This window comes from Streptomyces sp. NPDC001750, from assembly GCF_042892615.1.
Taxonomy (GTDB): domain Bacteria; phylum Actinomycetota; class Actinomycetes; order Streptomycetales; family Streptomycetaceae; genus Streptomyces.
Genome location: NZ_JBIAUE010000033.1, coordinates 1 through 17315, shown reverse-complemented (window position 1 = coordinate 17315; position 17315 = coordinate 1). Strand labels below are relative to the sequence as shown.

The 17315-nt window shown below is 72.2% G+C and carries 14 protein-coding genes and 1 pseudogene; 13 read left to right on the top strand and 2 right to left on the bottom strand.

The genetic code is table 11. The features are described from left to right. Positions 1-71: 71 nt before the first annotated feature. Together ACFYY6_RS32900 and ACFYY6_RS32895 are read left to right on the top strand one after the other, a co-directional pair. Positions 72-2081, top strand: coding sequence for a fructose-specific PTS transporter subunit EIIC (locus ACFYY6_RS32900; protein WP_389197028.1), 2010 nt, complete (start codon positions 72-74; stop codon positions 2079-2081). A 50-nt stretch (positions 2082-2131) separates the two neighbouring features. Then, positions 2132-2404 (top strand): HPr family phosphocarrier protein, encoded by a 273-nt coding sequence (locus ACFYY6_RS32895; RefSeq protein ID WP_329814132.1) that lies wholly within the window; start codon positions 2132-2134, stop codon positions 2402-2404. 60 nt (positions 2405-2464) lie between these two features. On the opposite strand, the pseudogene ACFYY6_RS32890 reads toward ACFYY6_RS32895, so the two are convergent. Further along, positions 2465-3022: pseudogene (locus tag ACFYY6_RS32890) on the bottom strand (phage/plasmid primase, P4 family); the annotation flags it as partial. A gap of 469 nt (positions 3023-3491) precedes the next feature. Between ACFYY6_RS32890 and ACFYY6_RS32885 the strand changes: the two are divergent. Beyond that, on the top strand, positions 3492-4208 hold the full coding sequence (locus ACFYY6_RS32885) for a hypothetical protein (protein WP_389197026.1): 717 nt from the start codon (positions 3492-3494) through the stop codon (positions 4206-4208). Between the two features lie 300 nt (positions 4209-4508). Continuing rightward, the gene (locus ACFYY6_RS32880; protein ID WP_389197024.1) at positions 4509-7295 is read left to right on the top strand and encodes a SpoIIE family protein phosphatase; all 2787 of its coding nucleotides are present in this window, start codon (positions 4509-4511) and stop codon (positions 7293-7295) included. A gap of 216 nt (positions 7296-7511) precedes the next feature. Here ACFYY6_RS32880 and ACFYY6_RS32875 read toward each other — a convergent pair whose 3' ends face one another. After that, positions 7512-8891 (bottom strand): aminopeptidase P family protein, encoded by a 1380-nt coding sequence (locus ACFYY6_RS32875; protein WP_389197022.1) that lies wholly within the window; start codon positions 8889-8891, stop codon positions 7512-7514. Between the two features lie 89 nt (positions 8892-8980). On the opposite strand from ACFYY6_RS32875, the gene ACFYY6_RS32870 reads away from it, so the two are divergent. The 9 genes from ACFYY6_RS32870 to ACFYY6_RS32830 all read left to right on the top strand — a co-directional run bounded on the left by ACFYY6_RS32870 (position 8981) and on the right by ACFYY6_RS32830 (position 17117). Further along, entirely contained in the window at positions 8981-9379 is a 399-nt protein-coding gene (locus ACFYY6_RS32870; protein ID WP_389197020.1) for a hypothetical protein, read from the top strand. A gap of 91 nt (positions 9380-9470) precedes the next feature. Continuing rightward, positions 9471-10634 carry an FAD-binding oxidoreductase gene (locus ACFYY6_RS32865; RefSeq protein WP_360112730.1) on the top strand — a complete coding sequence of 388 codons (1164 nt, stop codon included), beginning with the start codon at positions 9471-9473 and terminating at the stop codon, positions 10632-10634. Beyond that, positions 10631-10945, top strand: a complete 315-nt coding sequence (locus ACFYY6_RS32860; protein ID WP_073786115.1) for a (2Fe-2S)-binding protein — start codon at positions 10631-10633, stop codon at positions 10943-10945. The genes ACFYY6_RS32865 and ACFYY6_RS32860 overlap by 4 nt, the downstream gene beginning before the upstream one ends. Then, positions 10926-12350, top strand: a complete 1425-nt coding sequence (locus tag ACFYY6_RS32855; RefSeq protein ID WP_388651721.1) for an NAD(P)/FAD-dependent oxidoreductase — start codon at positions 10926-10928, stop codon at positions 12348-12350. Before ACFYY6_RS32860 ends, ACFYY6_RS32855 begins: the two co-directional genes overlap by 20 nt. Positions 12351-12424: 74 nt before the next feature. Then, the gene (locus tag ACFYY6_RS32850) at positions 12425-13351 is read left to right on the top strand and encodes a dihydrodipicolinate synthase family protein (protein ID WP_351523855.1); all 927 of its coding nucleotides are present in this window, start codon (positions 12425-12427) and stop codon (positions 13349-13351) included. 38 nt (positions 13352-13389) lie between these two features. Beyond that, positions 13390-14394 carry a proline racemase family protein gene (locus ACFYY6_RS32845; protein WP_351523856.1) on the top strand — a complete coding sequence of 335 codons (1005 nt, stop codon included), beginning with the start codon at positions 13390-13392 and terminating at the stop codon, positions 14392-14394. Then, positions 14391-15404, top strand: a complete 1014-nt coding sequence (locus ACFYY6_RS32840) for a proline racemase family protein (RefSeq protein WP_351523858.1) — start codon at positions 14391-14393, stop codon at positions 15402-15404. Before ACFYY6_RS32845 ends, ACFYY6_RS32840 begins: the two co-directional genes overlap by 4 nt. Next, positions 15401-16351: an ornithine cyclodeaminase family protein gene (locus ACFYY6_RS32835; RefSeq protein WP_388651718.1), complete on the top strand. Its 951-nt coding sequence runs from the start codon at positions 15401-15403 to the stop codon at positions 16349-16351. The genes ACFYY6_RS32840 and ACFYY6_RS32835 overlap by 4 nt, the downstream gene beginning before the upstream one ends. 55 nt (positions 16352-16406) lie before the next feature. Next, the gene (locus ACFYY6_RS32830) at positions 16407-17117 is read left to right on the top strand and encodes a GntR family transcriptional regulator (RefSeq protein ID WP_351523862.1); all 711 of its coding nucleotides are present in this window, start codon (positions 16407-16409) and stop codon (positions 17115-17117) included. Positions 17118-17315: the final 198 nt, after the last annotated feature.

Below are 17315 nucleotides of genomic sequence, written 5' to 3'. Positions count from 1 at the left end.
ACCCGTTCAGTACCGCCCCGAGTGTCCCCCCGAACCGCCCACCGGACGGTCCACAAGCAAGGAGCCCCGCGATGAGTGAACTGATCACCGCGGAACTGGTCGATCTCGATCTGTCCGCCGCGACGAAGTACGAAGCCGCCCGGTCGCTCGCTGAGCGAATGGTCGCCGAGGGCCGCGTCACCGACCTCGACGGCTTCCTCGCCGACGTCGCCGCCCGCGAGGCACAGATGCCGACCGGTCTGGACGGCGGCATCGGCATCCCGCACTGCCGCAGCGAGCATGTCACCATGCCTACGCTCGCGTTCGGCCACAGCGACCGGGGTATCGACTTCGGTGCGGCGGACGGCCCCGCCGATCTGATCTTCCTGATAGCGGCGCCGGCAGGGGCCGACGACGACCACCTCACCATCCTGTCCGCCCTGGCACGGCGGCTGATGGACCCGGACTTCACGGGCTCCCTGCGCGCGGAGCGCGACCCCGGCGCGGCCGCGGCCCTGATCCGCGGCGAGGAGGCCGTTCCGGCCGGACCGGATCCGGACGCCTCGCCCCCGGACGGCGCAACAGCGAACGGCCCTGCCACGGACAGCGCTGCACCGGACGACGAACCCTTCCGGATCGTCGCCGTCACGTCATGTCCGACCGGCATCGCGCACACCTACATGGCCGCCGAGTCGCTGGCAGCCGCGGCCCGCGCCGAAGGTGTGGTGCTCGACGTCGAAACGCAGGGCTCAGCCGGATTCGAGAGGCTCGATCCAGGGCTTATCGCCGCGGCCGACGCGGTCATCTGGGCGCATGACGTCGAGGTGCGCGACAAGGCACGGTTCAACGGCAAGCCCATCGTCGACACCGGGGTCAAGGCAGGGATCAACCGACCTGCCGAGCTGATCGCCGAAGCCAGGCGCAAAGCGGAGCGAGGCGAGGTCGGCACGGTCGCGGGCGGCGCCCCTGAGCAGAACGACGGAGCCGCGACCGGTGGCGACCCCGCACACTTCGGCATCCGGTTGCGGACCTACCTGATGTCCGGCGTCGGTTACATGGTGCCCTTCGTCGCCGCAGGCGGCCTCCTCATCGCGTTGTCGTTCGCCATCGGTGGATACGAGATTGCCGGCGCCAAGTCCGTTGCGGACCACTTCGTCTGGGGAGAGGCCGACAGCTGGGCCGCTCTGCTCAACCAGATCGGGACAGCCGCATTCGCCTTCCTGGTGCCGGTGCTGGCCGGGTACATCGCCTACGGCATGGCGGACCGGCCCGCACTCGTCCCCGGGTTCGTCGGCGGTGCCATCGCGCTCACCATCAACGCGGGCTTCCTCGGCGGGCTCGCAGCGGGTCTGCTGGCCGGTGCGGCAGTGATGGCGATCCAACGAGTGAAGGTCCATCCCACACTGCGCGGCATCATGCCGGTGCTGGTGATTCCTCTGCTCGCCTCGGTGGTCGTCGGCTTCCTGATGTTCATCGTCGTCGGCAAGCCGATCGCCTCGCTCCAACGAGCTCTGACCGATGGTCTCAACGGGCTCTCCGGCTCCAACGCGATCATTCTCGGCATCCTCCTCGGCCTGATGATGTGCTTCGACATGGGCGGGCCGCTCAACAAGGTGGCATACGCCTTCGCGGTCGGCGGCCTGGCAGACCCGACGCCCGGCAGCCTCAAGGTGATGGCTGCGGTGATGGCGGCCGGCATGGTGCCGCCGCTGGCCATGGCGCTCGCAACCACCGTGCGCGGCAGGCTGTTCAGCAAGACCGAGCAGGAGAACGGCAGGGCGGCCTGGGTCCTGGGTGCGTCCTTCATCAGCGAGGGCGCGATCCCGTTCGCGGCCGCCGATCCCCTCCGGGTGATCCCGTCGGTGATGGCCGGCGGCGCGGTGACCGGTGCGCTGTCGATGGCCTTCGGCTGCACACTGCGCGCCCCGCACGGTGGCATCTTCGTGGTGCCGCTCATCGGCGATCCGTTCCTCTACCTGCTGGCCATCGCCGCCGGTACGGTGGTTGCGAGCGCCCTGGTTGTCCTCCTCAAGGGGATGCGCAGGACCACGGAGGGGCCGGCCCCGGCGAGCGAAGAGCCCAAGGTTTCCGTCGCCGCCTGACGGACTTCCCTGCAACCCCGTTGTCCCATCACCACACAGGAGAATTCACCATGCACCAGCGCACTGTCGTCATAGGTACCCGCAGCGGTCTGCATGCCCGCCCCGCCTCGTTGTTCGTGAAGGAAGCGACCCGGCAGCGGGTCAAGGTGACCATCGGCCGGGACGGCCAGAGCGCGGTCGATGCCCGGAGTCTGCTCTCCGTGCTCGCCCTCGGGGCCCAGCACGGCGATTCGGTGGTGCTGGCAGCGGAGGGCGACGGCGCGGAAGCCGCGGTCGAGGAGCTGGCAGAGTTCCTCGCCCGCGACCTCGATGCCACGGCGTGAGGTCAGCGGCCCCCGTCGTCCCCCGAGTGCGTAACGGCTCGGGGGACGGCGGGCATCGGCGCGCAGTTCTCGGGGGCCGTTCAGGTCGCGAGCGCCGTTCAGATAGCCGCGCGCTCCGGTCACGAGCCAGTGCAGAATGCCGGGCCCTTCTTCAGCGACCAGAAAGTCGGCGAGATTGTCGACCTTCCGACTGTCCGTGAACATCACTCGAACGGGATCAGCCTGACCCGGCGCCAGAACGCGTAGCCGCCGGTGCCGACCTCGGGGCGGTGGTTGCCGAGCAGCCACAGTGTTGTGGATAGGGGGCGAAACTGAAGAAGTCCTGCCACATCCTTCGGGCCTTGATCCGGTCTCCGCCGGTGAGTGACCTGACGCGGGACTCGTCGAAGCGGTCTCCGGGCCTCAGTTCGGACCAGACGATGAGGCGTCCGCCATGCAGCTCGGCAAGATCGGCGGGGTGCCTTTCGAAAGGCCGGGCCAGCAGGAGGCGACATCTGCATCGTCCCCGAGAGGTCTGACCACGACATCCAGAAGAACACTCTCGCCGTTGCTTCCCTGTCCGTACAGGAGTGGCAGGATCTGCGCGCCGACGTCCCCTGTGATCGAGTATCCCAGCAGCGCCGCCCGCGACCGGTGGCGACCCCGCGGCGCAGTGCCTCGCCGGGCGCCTCGGACGGGGATCCGGGCGGGACGGGCGACGGTGCATTCAGCTGTCGCCAGTTCCTTGTGGAGGCAGATGGCTCAGGCCAGGCGGAGTGGCTCACCTTCACCGGGACCGGACAAGTTTGAAGTGGAACGACTGCTACCGCCACCCGTCGAACTGTCGACCCTCACGATGAACGCAGCCCCGAGCATCACTCAGCGCTACATGCCCATTCTCCACAGCTATACGAGAACGGGGCCTACGAGAACCGCATCGGCGCCTTCGCGCCGACCGGACCATGATCGTTCTCAGCGCCAACGGCTGTGCCGATACACCAAGGCCGGATCGACGGAGGCTCCGAGTCACTGGTTCAACTGACTGTGCGTCGGTAGGTCTGCGGGCTGACGCCGGTGGTGCGTTTGAAGCGGTCACGGAAGGTGGTGGGTGAGCCCAGCCGACGCCATACGGCGCTTCGGCCCTGTACTGCTCCAGTGGCACAAAGGCACCACGCTTCCGGTGACCTACCAGGACGGCAAACGCGCCGAGTGGACCGTCTCCGGGATCTACCAGGGCACGGACCTCCTGCGGGGCATCATCACCGACACCCACACCCTCGCCCCCCACCTGGACGCCCTCAACTCCCGCCAGATCCTGGTGAGGACCACAGGCGGTCCCAGCCACACCGGCAAGCAGTCGATCGCCAAGGCCCTGGGCGACAGCCCGGCGATCCTCGTCAGGAGCAAGCAGGACGTCTCCGCCACCATCGCCGGCAACATCAGCGCGTTGCTCAATATCCTCTACGGACTGATGGCCATGACCGTCCTGGGTGTCTTCCTCGGCTGGGCCGGAGGACTCGCCACCGACATGCACACCTACGGACTGGTCCTCCCCTGGGGCCGCATCGCCCTCGCACTCGCCCTCGCCGCAACCATCGGCGTCCTCGGCCGCACTCTGGCCCGCCCGCCGCGCCGCGAAGCCCAACTCACTCACCGCCATCAGAACCCAATAGCCACGTCGGCCGGCCACCGAATCACCTCGACAAGCCCCCTCGATCAATCAGCCGGCGACCCGCGAGCCACGAGGGCGGCTTCCGCCGCGGATCTCCGGAGAGCCTCGGGTGGCATGGGCGAGAACCTGGCCGCGCTGTTTCGGGTGCGATGACGAGACGTCTCTGATCATCGACTGCTGGACGTTCGAGGCGTCTTCTGTCTCTTGGGTATGGCGAAGTCCCGGCGCGGTGGTCGGGTTCTCCCTGGTCCTTGAGGCCCGCGACGCCTGGCACGGCGCCTCGCCACGTCGTCGGGACCGTCCACGTACGCCCCGTACGGCGAAGACGCCGGCGATGTCGACGAAGGCTCGGCTTCGCGCTCGTACCCCGACAGACGGCAGCGGTCGTGGCCGCCCTCCGCTCCCCGGCTGTACAGCGTGCCAGCTGTTACCCGCCGATAGAGCATGGAAAGTATGGATGTACTGTCATTTTTTCGACAGTTGCATGTGCGGAGTGCTCGCTCCGGGGATGAACGGGGAGCCCCGCGCCGTTCGCGGAGGCGGCGCTGGCGCTCACTGCTGCGCGTACGGAGTGTCGCGGGCCAGGTGTTCCTGCTGCAGCTGGCGGTGGTGGGGATCATGGTCGTCGCAGCACTGGGGGCGCTGGTGTTCCAGGCCCGGCGCCAGGGCACGGAGGCGGCCCGCAGCGAGGTGCTTGCCGCCGGCGAGGCGTTCGCCAACTCTCCGGGGATCGTGAAGGCGCTCGACGGCCCCAATCCCACCGCGGTGCTTCAGCCACTTGCCCAGAAAGCTGAGCAACGGTCCAACCTCGACAACCTGGTCGTGGCCACAACAAGCGGCATCCGTCTCACCCACCGTGACCCGCATCTGATCGGGAAGCACTATGTCGGCCCGTACAAGGAGGCCGCGCACGGCAAGGCTTTCACGCATATCGTCGTGGACCCCCTGGGGCTGTCTGTGTACGCGGCGGTCCCCGTGTTCCGGCCCGACGGCTCGGTCGCCGGCATTGTGACTCCCGAGATCACGGTCAAGAACGTGAACAAGACGGTGGAGCGGCAGCTGCCCGTGCTCTTCGGCGGCGCCGGAGGCGCGCTCGTTCTGGCCGGTAGCGGGTCCGCGTTGGTGAGCGCGCGGCTGCGGCGCCAGACCCGGGGGCTCGACCCGATCGAGATGACCCGGATGTACGAGCACCATGACGCGGTGCTGCACGCGGTTCGGGAGGGGGTGCTGATCACCGCAGGGGACGGGCGGCTACTGCTGGCCAATGACGAGGCGCGGCGGCTGCTGGACCTGCCCGCGGACGCGGAGCGGCTCCATGTCACCGACCTGGGCCTGGCGCCGGACATTGCCGGACTGCTGGCCTCCGGGCGGACGGCCACCGACGAGGTTCACCTCGCGGAGGAACGGCTGCTGGCCGTCAACCTGCGACCCGTCGGCGATGGCGGCCGGGCGGGCAGCGTGGCCACGCTGCGTGACACCACCGAGCTGCGTGCCGTGACGAGCCGGGCGGAGGTGGCGCGGGCGCGTCTGAAGCTGCTGTATGACGCGGGGATCCGGATCGGCACCACGCTGGACGTGGTACGAACCGCCGAGGAGCTGGCCGAAGTGGCCGTCCCCCGGTTCGCCGACTTCGTCACCGTCGAGCTTCGGGACCCCGTCCTGCGAGGCGAGGAGCCGGACGGCCCGAGCACCGAAATGCGCCGCACCGCCGTCCGCGGCATCCGCGACGACCAGCCCCTCTTCCCGGTCGGCGAGCTGATCCGGTTCGTGCCCACGAACCCCATAGCCGCTGGTCTGGCAGCAGGTCGTACGATGCTCGAACCCGACCTGGCTGCTTCCGAGGGCTGGCGTGCCCAGGACCCGGAACGCTCTCGGAGGATCCTGGAGTACGGCATCCATTCCCTGGTCTCGGTACCGTTGCAGGCGCGCGGGATCGTGCTGGGGGCGGTCGACTTCTGGCGTTCGGAGAACCAGCCCTTCGATGAGGACGACCTGTCCTTCGCCGAGGAGCTGGCCGCCCGCGCGGCCGTGTGCATCGACAACGCCCGCCGTTACACCCGTGAGCACACGATGGCCGTCACCTTGCAGCGCAGCCTGCTGCCCCGCGAGCTGCCCGAGCAATCCGCCGTCGAGGTCGCGTACCGCTATTTGCCGGCCCAGGCCGGGGTGGGCGGCGACTGGTTCGACGTCATCCCGCTGCCCGGTGCCCGGGTGGCCCTGGTGGTCGGCGACGTCGTCGGCCACGGCTTGCACGCCGCCGCCACCATGGGCCGCCTGCGCACCGCCACCCACAACTTCTCCGCGCTCGACCTGTCACCCGACGAACTGCTCGGTCACCTCGACGAGCTCGTCGCCCGCATCGACCAGGAGCAGGCCGCCGAAGGCAACGGCGCCGCCATCACCGGCGCCACCTGCCTGTACGCGATCTACGACCCTGTCTCCGGCCGGTGTGTCGTGGCCCGGGCCGGTCACCTGGGCCCTGCCCTCGTCCACCTCGACGGCACCGTCACCTTCCCCGACATTCCGGTCTCTCCGCCCCTCGGCCTCAGCACCGGCCTGCCGATCGAAAGCGCGGAGCTGCACCTGCCCGCCGGCACCAGGCTCGCCCTCTTCACCGACGGACTCGTCGAAAGCCGTGACCGCGACCTCGACACCGGCCTCGAACTTCTGCGGGAGGCCCTCGCCCATCGAGATCACACTCCGGAACAGACCTGCCGGACGGTGATCGACGCCCTGCTGCCCACCCGCCCCGGCGACGACGTCGCCCTTCTGGTGGCTCGCACCCGGATGCTGGACCCCGAGCAAGTCGCCGAGTGGGACGTGACGGGCGGCCCCACAGCCGTAGCTCCCCTCCGCTCCGCCTGCGCCCGCCGACTGGAGACCTGGGGCCTGGACCAGGCCGCCTTCACCACCGAGTTGATCGTCAGCGAGCTGGTCACCAATGCCATCCGCTACGGCGCTGCCCCCGTCCGGCTTCGCCTGCTGCACGACCGTAACATCCTGCTCTGCGAGGTTTCCGACGGCAGCAGCACCTCTCCGCATCTGCGCCGGGCGGCCACCACGGACGAGGGCGGGCGCGGCCTGTTCCTCATCGCCCAGTTCGCCCGATGCTGGGGCACCCGGTACACCGACCACGGCAAGGTCATCTGGGCCGAGCAATCGCTGCGCGACGGTGCGGCCGAGCCCGGTCACGCCATGGGCGACGATCTCCTGGGCCAATGGGATGACGAGGCGCTTTGACGGCCCTGCCCTTGCGGTACGGGCAGACAAACAGCTCGCGCCGTGGAGGCCGCGACCCGTCCCCGGCCCTCGGTCGGCGACGGGCCTGCCCACCGCCGGGCCGGCCGCCCGACGGAAGGGCGGCCGTGGATGGTTCCCGCCTTCACCATGTGATCGATCGATCGGTCAGGGGGGCGGTGGCGGACCAGGCCCCCAGGACCGACCCCGGCCCCGGGATCAGCCCGCGGCGGAGTCCAGCAGGTGCCCCATCCACTCCTCGATCCCGTCGGCCGTGCGCGGGAGGGCGCCCGACATCAGACGGGCGCCGTCCGCGGTGACGACCAGGTCGTCCTCGATGCGCACGCCGATCCCGCGCAGCTCGGCCGGGAGGGTCTCGTCGTCCGGCTGGAGGTAGAGGCCGGGCTCCACCGTGAGGACCTGGCCCTCCTCCAGGACGCCGTCCAGGTAGGTCTCCGACCGGGCCTTCGCGCAGTCGTGGACGTCCAGGCCGAGCATGTGACCGCTGCTGCACAGCGTGTACCGCCGATACAGCTCGCCCTCCGCGTTCTTGAGGACACCCCACTCCGCGAGGCCCTCCGCGATCACCCGCATGCCGGCCCGATGGAAGTCGCGGAAGCTCGCCCCGGGCCGCAGGGCGGCCATCCCCGCGTCCTGGGCGGCGAGGACCAGTTCGTAGACCTGCCGCTGTACCGGGGAGAAGCGGCCCGACAGCGGCAGGGTGCGCGTGATGTCGGCCGTGTACAGGGTGTCGGTCTCCACGCCCGCGTCCAGGAGCAGCAGGTCCTCCCCGTTCAGGCGGCCGTCGTTGCGGATCCAGTGCAGGACGCACGCGTGCGCGCCGGAGGCGGCGATGGTGTCGTACCCGGTGCCGTTGCCCTCGGCCCGGGCGCGCAGGCCGAAGACCCCCTCGATCCACCGCTCCCCGCGCGGGTGCTCCAAGGCGCGCGGCAGCGCCCGTACGACGTCCTCGAAACCGGCGGCCGTGTGGTCGACGGCCAGTTGCAGCTGGCCGACCTCCCACGCGTCCTTGACCAGGCGCAACTCGGACAGGGCGGCGGCCAGTTCGGCGTCGGTGGCGGCGTCGCGGCCCACCGGTGAGCCGAGTGCGTCCAGGTGGGCGCAGCGGATGCCGGTGAGGCGCTCGGCCTCCGCCAGGTCGGGGCGGCGGCCCACCCAGAACTCCCCGTAGCGGCGGTCCCGGTAGAACTCCTTGTTCCCGTCCGCCCGCGGCGAGCGCGGCCGCAGGTAGAGGACCGCCTCGTGTCCGTGCGGCCCCGACGGCTCCATGACCAGGACGTGGCCCACCTGGTCCTCGCCGGTCAGCCCGGTCAGCCAGGCGTACGCGCTGTGCGGGCGGAAGCGGTGGTCGCAGTCATTGGAACGGACCTTCAGCTCACCGGCCGGAACGATCAGCCGCTCGCCCGGGAAGCGGGCCGAGAGCCGGGCCCGGCGAGCCGGGGTGAGGTCGTGGCCGGGGACCCGCGCCGTGTCCGGCAGCGGGGACGGGGTCCAGTTCCCCGCCATGAATCTGGACAACTCCGGTGACACCGGCAGGTCGTGGCTGCCGATGTGGAGGCGGGAGGAGGTGTCGGTCACGGAGGCTCCCTCGAGAAGTCGTGAACTGGTGGGCGCACAGGTATTGGCAGTGCAATTTCACATTACTATGTTACAGCTCACACCGCGGCATGTTGATCCCTGTCAAACGCCGCGTGACGCAGGGCGGTTACCGCACCACCCCCCACCTCACCCTCTCCAGCCAGGAGTTCTCGGTGTTCAAGCACAGAGCCGTGCGCTCGTCTCTCCTCGCCTCCGCCGTCGCCGTGGCCCTCCTCGTCACCGCCGGGCAGGCCACCACGCGGGCCGCGGAATCGGGGACCGCCGCCGGCCCGGCCGCCACCGCGGCGACCGCAGCCTTCTCCTTCGGGGTCCCCGCCGCGAACCTCGACCCCGCCTGGGCCGGCGCCGTCCTCGCCGCTCTCTCCGCCGACTACCTCGGCGTCCACCCGGGCAACCAGGACACCGCCTGGACCAACAAGGTTGCCTGGACGTCGAGTTACAGCTGCGAGGGCCCGCTCTGCAGCTGATCCGCACCGGATTCCGGCCCTGACGGACCCGCCCCGGAACGGAGGCGGGTCCGCCCTGGGCAAGCCCTAAAGAATGTGACATATTACTGGCGTGCTCACCAGACACTCCGTGGACACCGTGATCATCGGCGCAGGCGTCGTCGGAGCGGCCTGCGCCTACTACGCCGCCCGCGCCGGACTCACCGTGGCCGTGGTCGACCGCGGCCCGGTCGCCGGCGGCACCACCGGCGCCGGCGAGGGCAACCTGCTCGTCTCCGACAAGGAGCCCGGCCCGGAGCTCGACCTCGCCCTGTACTCGGCCGGGCTGTGGCGCGAACTCGCGGCCCTCCTCCCGCGGGAGATCGAGTACGAGGCCAAGGGCGGCCTCGTCGTCGCCCCCGACCCGGCTTCGCTCGACGCCCTGCGCCACTTCGCCGAAAGCCAGGGCAAGGCCGGCGTCGAAGCCGCCGAGGCGGGGCCGGTCGACCTGCCAGGGCTGGAACCGCACCTGGCCCCCGGCCTGGCGGGCGCCTTCCACTACCCGCAGGACGCCCAGGTCCAGCCCGCGCAGGCGGCGGCCCGGCTGCTGGCCGCGTCGGGCGCCACCGTGTACCCGGGGGAGGAGGTGACCGGATTCGTGCGCTCCGGCGAGGCGGTGTGCGGGGTCCGCACCCCGCGCCGCCGCCTGCTCGCCCCCGCCGTGGTCAACGCCGCCGGCACCTGGGCGGGCGCTGTCGCCGAACTCGCCGGGACGAGCCTGCCCGTGCTGCCGCGGCGCGGCTTCGTCCTGGTGACCGAGCCGCTGCCCCGGGTGGTACGGCACAAGGTCTACGCCGCCGACTACATCGCGGACGTGGCCAGCGGCTCCGCCGCGCTCCAGTCCTCGGCGGTCGTCGAGGGCACCCCCTCCGGCCCGGTCCTGATCGGCGCCAGCCGCGAGCGCGTCGGTTTCGACCGCTCCCTGTCCACCGAGGTGCTGCGCCGACTGGCCGCCCAGGCCGCAGCCCTCTTCCCGGTGCTCGCCGACGTCCGCGTGATGCGGACCTACCACGGCTTCCGCCCCTACCTCCCCGACCACCTCCCGGCCATCGGCCCCGACCCGCGCCGCCCCGGCCTGCTGCACGCCTGCGGGCACGAGGGCGCCGGCATCGGCCTGGCCCCTGCCACCGGAGCCCTGATCGCCGCCGCCCTGACAGGAGCCGAACCCCCACTCCCGCCCGGCCCGTTCCGGCCGGACCGGTTCCCCGCCGAGACCCTGAAGGAGAACGGCCGATGACCCCGACACCCCGCTCCCTGGTCGGCGGCGCCCCGCGCGCGGTCCACCGGATCTCCTTCGACGGCCGCGAACTGCCCGCGCAGGAGGGGCAGAGCATCGCCGCCGTGCTGTGGGCCGCCGGGATCCTCGCCTGGCGCACCACCCGCGAGGGCGGCGCCCCGCGCGGCGCGTTCTGCGGCATCGGCAGCTGCTACGACTGCCTCGTCACCGTCAACGGGCGCCCCAACCAGCGTGCCTGCCTGGTCCCCGCCCGCCCGGGCGACGCCGTCACCACCCAGGAAGGAACGGGCCATGACGACCTGGCCGTCTGAAGCGGAGCCGCCCGCCGACCTCGCCGTCGTCGGGGCCGGGCCCGCCGGGCTCGCTGCCGCCGTCACCGCCGCCGGGCACGGGCTGCGCGTCGCCCTCCTCGACGCCGGGGAGCGGCCCGGCGGGCAGTACTACCGGCGGCCCGCGCCGGGCCTGGGCGCAGCCCGGCCCGAGGCGCTGCACCACGGCTGGGCCGCCTTCGCCGCCCGCGAAGCCGCCGTGCGCGCCTACGTGTCGGCCGGCCGGATCACGTACCTCCCGGGCCACCACGTCTGGACCGTGGTCCCGGGTGGCGACGGCGCCGGCCACGGCCGCTGGCTGCTGCACGCCGTCGCCGGGCAGGGCCCCGAGGAGACCGCCGCGACCGTCACCGCCCGCGCCGTCCTGATCGCCACCGGCGCCCACGAACGCCAACTCCCCTTCCCCGGCTGGACCCTGCCCGGGGTGGTCGGCGCCGGCGGCGCCCAGGCCATGCTCAAGGGCGGCCTGGTGCTGCCGGGCCGCCGTGTCGTCGTCGCCGGGAGCGGCCCGCTGCTGCTCGCCGTGGCGGGCTCGCTCGCCGCCGCCGGGGCCACGGTCCCGGCCGTGGTCGAGGCGTCGGCCTACAGCAGCTACGCCGGCCGGGCGCCCGCCCTGCTGCGCAATCCCGGCAAGCTGGCCGAGGGAGCCCTGTTCGGCGGCGCCCTGCTGCGCCACGGCATCCGCCTCCTCACCCGACACGCCGTCACCGAGGCCCACGGCACCGACCGGGTGGAGGCCGTCACCGTGACCCGGCTCGACCGCGACTGGCGCCCGCTGCCCGGTGCCTCCCGCCGGATCCCCTGCGACGCCCTCGCCGTGGGCCACGGCCTCGTGCCGCAGCTGGAACTCGCCACCGGCCTCGGCTGCGCCACCCGCCGCGACCCCGACGGCACCGTCGCCCTGGAGCTGGACGCCGGGCAGCGCACGTCCGTCCCCGGCATCTGGGCCGCCGGGGAGACCGGCGGCATCGGCGGCGTCCAGCTCGCCCTGACCGAGGGGGAGATCGCCGCGCACGCGGTCGCCGGCCGGCCGGTGCCCGCCGCGCTCGCCCGGCGCCGCTCGCGACTGCGTGCCTTCGCCGCCGCGATGTCGGCCGCCCACCGGCCCGGCCCCGCCTGGACCGGCTGGCTCCCGGACGACGCCGTCGTGTGCCGGTGCGAGGAGGTGGAGGCCGGACCGGTCCGCCGGGCGGCGGAAGAGCTCGCGGCGCGGGACGCCCGTACGGTCAAGCTCCTCACCCGGGCCGGCATGGGCTGGTGCCAGGGCCGGATGTGCGGCCCCGCCGTCGCCGCCCTCGCCGGAACCGGGCCCGCGCCCGACCGGCGGCCGCTGTCCTGCCCGGTCCCGCTGCGCCACCTGGCCGAACTTCCCCCGGCGGACGGCTGATCGGGTCCGCCGGACCCGTGCGGCCGTGCCGCAACCACTAGTAAAATGTCACACCGTACTGTAGGAGTTCTCTCATGACCCACGGACACACCCCCGCGCCCACCGTCGACACCCGCACCCGCCCCTGGCACGGAATCATGGTCGCCACCACGCTCCCGCTGCGTGAGGACCTCGGCGTCGACTACGACGCGTACGCCGAACACGTGGCCTGGCTGATCGCCCACGGCTGCGACGGCGTGGTCCCCAACGGGTCCCTCGGCGAGTACCAGACCCTCACCGATGAGGAGCGGGCACGCGTCGTGCGCACCGCTGTCGAGGCCGCCGGCGACGGAGCCCGCGTCATGCCCGGCGTCGCCGCCTACGGCAGCGCCGAGGCCCGCCGCTGGGCCGACCAGGCGGCCGAGGCAGGGGCCGGCTCCGTCCTCCTCCTGCCCCCCAACGCCTTCCGGGCCGACGAGGACGCCGTCCGCGCCCACTACGCCGAGGTCGCCCGGGCCGGGCTGCCCGTCGTCGCGTACAACAACCCCATCGACACCAAGGTCGACCTCGTCCCGTCCGTGCTCGCCCGGCTCCACGCCGATGGCTCCATCGTCGCCGTGAAGGAGTTCAGCGGCGACGTGCGCCGCGCCTACGAGATCGCCGAACGCGCCCCCGGCCTGGACCTGCTCATCGGCGGCGACGACGTCCTGCTCGAATTCGCCCTCGCCGGCGCGGTCGGTTGGATCGCCGGCTACCCGAACGCCCTCCCCGGGGCCTGCGCCACCCTGTACCGGGCCGCCGTCGCGGGAGACCTCGCCACCGCCCTGCCGCTCTACAAGTCCCTGCACCCCCTGCTCCGCTGGGACTCGAAGACCGAGTTCGTGCAGGCCATCAAGCTCTCCATGGACCTGGCCGGCCGGCCAGGCGGCGCCACCCGGCCGCCGCGCTTCCCGCTCACCGGGGAAACCGAGGCCGCCGTCCGCACCGCGACCGAGAAAGTCCTGGCCGAGGGCCTCAACTAGCCCCCACGGGGAACCCGAAGGGGAGGGAAGGGAACGCAATGCGCACCCGCCACATCTACCACGCGGTGGACTCGCACACCGAGGGCATGCCGACCCGGGTGATCACCGGGGGAGTCGGGGCGATCCCCGGCGCCACCATGGCCGACAAGAGGCTCCACTTCATGGAGCACATGGACCACATCCGCACGCTGCTCATGTACGAGCCGCGCGGCCACTCCGCGATGAGCGGCGCCGTCCTGCAGCCGCCCACCCGCCCCGACGCCGACTTCGGAGTCCTCTACATCGAGGTGTCCGGGCTGCTCCCCATGTGCGGGCACGGCACCATCGGGGTCGCCACGGTCCTGGTCGAGACCGGCATGGTGCCGGTCACCGAACCCGTCACCACCGTCCGGCTCGACACCCCGGCCGGGCTCGTGACCGTCGACGTCCGCGTCGAGGACGGGGCGGCCACCGCCGTCACCCTGACCAACGTCTCCTCCTACTGCGCGGGGCTCGACCTCAAGGCCGAGGTCCCCGGCTTCGGCACGGTCACCTACGACCTCGCCTACGGCGGCAACTTCTACGCCTTCGTCGAACTCGACGCCCTCGGGCTGCCCTTCGACCGGGCCCGCAAGGACGACCTGCTGGCCGCCGGACTCGCCGTCATGGATGCCGTCAACGCCTCCGCCGACCGGCCCGTCCACCCCGAGAACCCCTCCATCGCCGGGGTCAAGCACGTCTACCTCGCCGCACCCGGCTCCGACGCCCGCCGCTCCCGGCACGCCATGGCCATCCACCCCGGATGGTTCGACCGCTCGCCCTGCGGGACCGGCACCAGCGCGCGCATGGCCCAGCTGCACGCACGCGGCCTGCTGGACCTCGGCGCCGACTTCGTCAACGAGTCCTTCATCGGTACCGAATTCACCGGCCGCCTGATCGGGGAGGCGACTGTCGGCGGGCACTCCGCGGTCGTCCCCACCGTCACCGGCCGGGCCTGGATCACCGGCACCGCCCAGTACTTCCTCGACCCCGCCGACCCCTTCCCGGGAGGGTTCTTCCTGTGACCACCACTGTCCGAACCGTGGACTACCACACCGCGGGCGAGCCCTTCAGGATCGTCGCCGGGGCACTCCCGCCCATCCCCGGCGACACGGTCGCCGAGCGCTGCGCCACCGCCGTGGGACCCGGCGGATCCGCGGCCGCCCCGCGCCGCGGCGCACTGGACGACATACGACGGCTCCTGGTGCAGGAGCCGCGCGGACACGCCGGGATGTACGGCGGGTTCGTGGTCCCGCCCGACGACGACGGCGCCCACTTCGGGGTGCTGTTCTGGCACAAGGACGGCTACTCCACCGCCTGCGGACACGGCACCATGGCCCTCGGGGCCTGGGCGGTGGACAGCGGCCGGGTCGCCGCCCCGGACGACGGGGACGCCCAGGTCCGCATCGATGTCCCCTCCGGGCGGGTCACCGCCACCGTCCACCGCGACTCCGGCCGCACCACCGGGGTCACCTTCCGCAATGTCCCGGCCCGGGTGGGCGCCCGCAAGGTGCCCGTCGCCACCACGCTCGGCCTCGCCGAGGCGGACATCGCGCACGCCGGGGCCTGCTACGCCTCCGTCGCCGCCCGCGACCTCGGTCTGGAGGTCTCCCGCGCCGCCCTGCCCGACCTGGTGCGGGCCGGACGGGAGATCAGGTCCGCGCTGGCCACCCACCCGGCCACCTGGCACCCGGACGGGCCGCTGCTCTCCGGCGTCTACGGGGTGATCCTCCACGAGGAACTTCCCGACACCCCCTCCGGGCCGCACCAGCGCAACGTCACCGTCTTCGCCGACGGGCAGGTCGACCGCTCGCCCTGCGGCTCCGGCACCTCCGCGCGGCTCGCGCTGCTGGCCGAGGACGGGCGGCTCGGCCCCGGCGAGGACCTGCTGCACGAGTCGGTCACCGGCACCGTCTTCACCGGGCGGATCCTGCCCGGCGGGGTCACCGAGGTCACCGGCACCGCCTACCGCACAGGCGAGCATGCCTTCACCGTCGACCCGCACGACGCCCTCGGCGTCGGCTTCCTGCTGTGACCGGGATCCCGCAGCTCGGCCCGCAGGAGCTGGCCGGGCTGCTCACCCCGGCCGCCGCGGCCGATGCCCTGGCCGAGGCCCTGCGCGGCGGGCTCGACCCGGAGGCCTGCCCGCAGCGCACCGCGATTCCCGTCCCCGCCGGAGAACTGCTGCTGATGCCGGCCGCCTCCGGGACGTACGCCGGGGTGAAGATCGCGGGGGTCGTGCCCGGCAACGCGGCCCGCGGTCTGCCCCGGATCACCGGGAGCTACCTCCTGCTCGACGGCCCCACCCTGCGCCCGCTCGCCCTGCTCGACGGGGAGGTCCTCACCGCCCTGCGCACCCCTGCGGTCTCGTCGCTCGCGTTGCGCCACCTGGCGCCGACCGGGCGGTCGCTGCGGCTGGTGCTCTTCGGCTCCGGACCGCAGGCGTACGGACACCTCGAAGCCGTGCTCGCGGAGCGCGCGTTGGAACAGGTGGTCGTCGTCGCCCGGGACCCGGGGCGGGCGGGAAGGCTCGTCGCGCACGCCGAGGGCCTGGGCGTGCGCGCCCGGAGGGGCGGGGCGGGGGAGGTGGCCGGCGCGGATCTGGTCGTCTGCTGCACCACCGCCCGGGAGCCGCTCTTCGACGGGCGGCTGGTGCGGCCGGGCGCGGTGGTCGTTGCCGTCGGCTCGCACGAACCGTCCGCCCGGGAGACGGATACCGCCCTCGTGCGACGGGCGGCGGTGTACGTGGAGTCGCGGACAGCGGCACTGCGGGAGGCCGGGGACCTGCTGGTCCCGCAGGCGGAGGGGGCGATCGGGCCCGGCCACATCACCGGCACCCTCGCCGACCTCGTGCACGGGAGGATCCCGGCGGGCGGGGCGCGAAGTTGTCCACAGTTCTTCAAGAGCGTGGGCATGGCCTGGGAGGATCTCGCCGTGGCGGTCGCACTCTTCGAGGCCGCCGAGGCTCACAGAGAAACGTGACATTGTACGCTGGGCCCTGCACGTCGGCTGGTGGTGAGGGCTTTCGGAGGAAGTAATGGGCGACCTGAAACAGCGCAGTCTCATCAAGGCCCAGGAACGACTCCGCGACCAGGTCGGCCACGCCCTCCGTGCGGCCCTGATAGCGGGCGAACTGCGCCCGGGCAGCGTCTACTCGGCGCCCGGCCTCGCCGCCGAGCTCGGCGTCTCTGCCACCCCCGTCCGCGAGGCCATGCTCGACCTCGCGCGGGAGGGCCTGGTCGAGCCGGTCCGCAACAAGGGGTTCCGCATCACCGAGGTCAGCGAGCGCGACCTCGATCAGTACACCGAACTGCGCACGATGATCGAGGTCCCCACCATCGGCCGGATCACGAAGATCGCCACGGCGGATCAGCTGGAGGCCCTGCGCCCCATCGCCGAGGAGATCGTCACCAGCGCCCGCGAACACAACCTCATCGGCTACCTGGAGGCGGACCGGCGCTTCCACCTCACCCTGCTCGGCCTCGCGGGCAACGACCGCCTCGTCGAGACCGTCGGCGACCTGCGCAAGCACTCCCGCCTCTACGGTCTGACCGGCCTGGACGAGGCCGGCAAGCTGGTCTCCTCGGCAGAGGAGCACGTCGAGCTGCTCGACGTCATGCTCACCGGTGATGCCGGGGCGGCCGAGGCGTGCATGCTGCGCCACCTCGGCCACGTCCGCTCGCTGTGGGCGCAGGGCCGCGACGAGCCGGTCGGCCGGCCGGTCGGAGGCCTTGGCTCGAGGATGTGATGGATCAGTGGACCGCGTCGAAAGGGTGTGGACATCTCAGTGTCTGCGCCCTTTCGGCCAACTTCCGCTGATTCGGGAACAGAACTTTCGAAGCTGATGCGGCACTAGTGCCGTGACCGGCAAGGTTTGCCCGGAAGGAGCGTCGTCCGGTGCTTCCCCAAGCTCTCAGCCTTGTTCGAGCAGGGGAGACCCCATTGA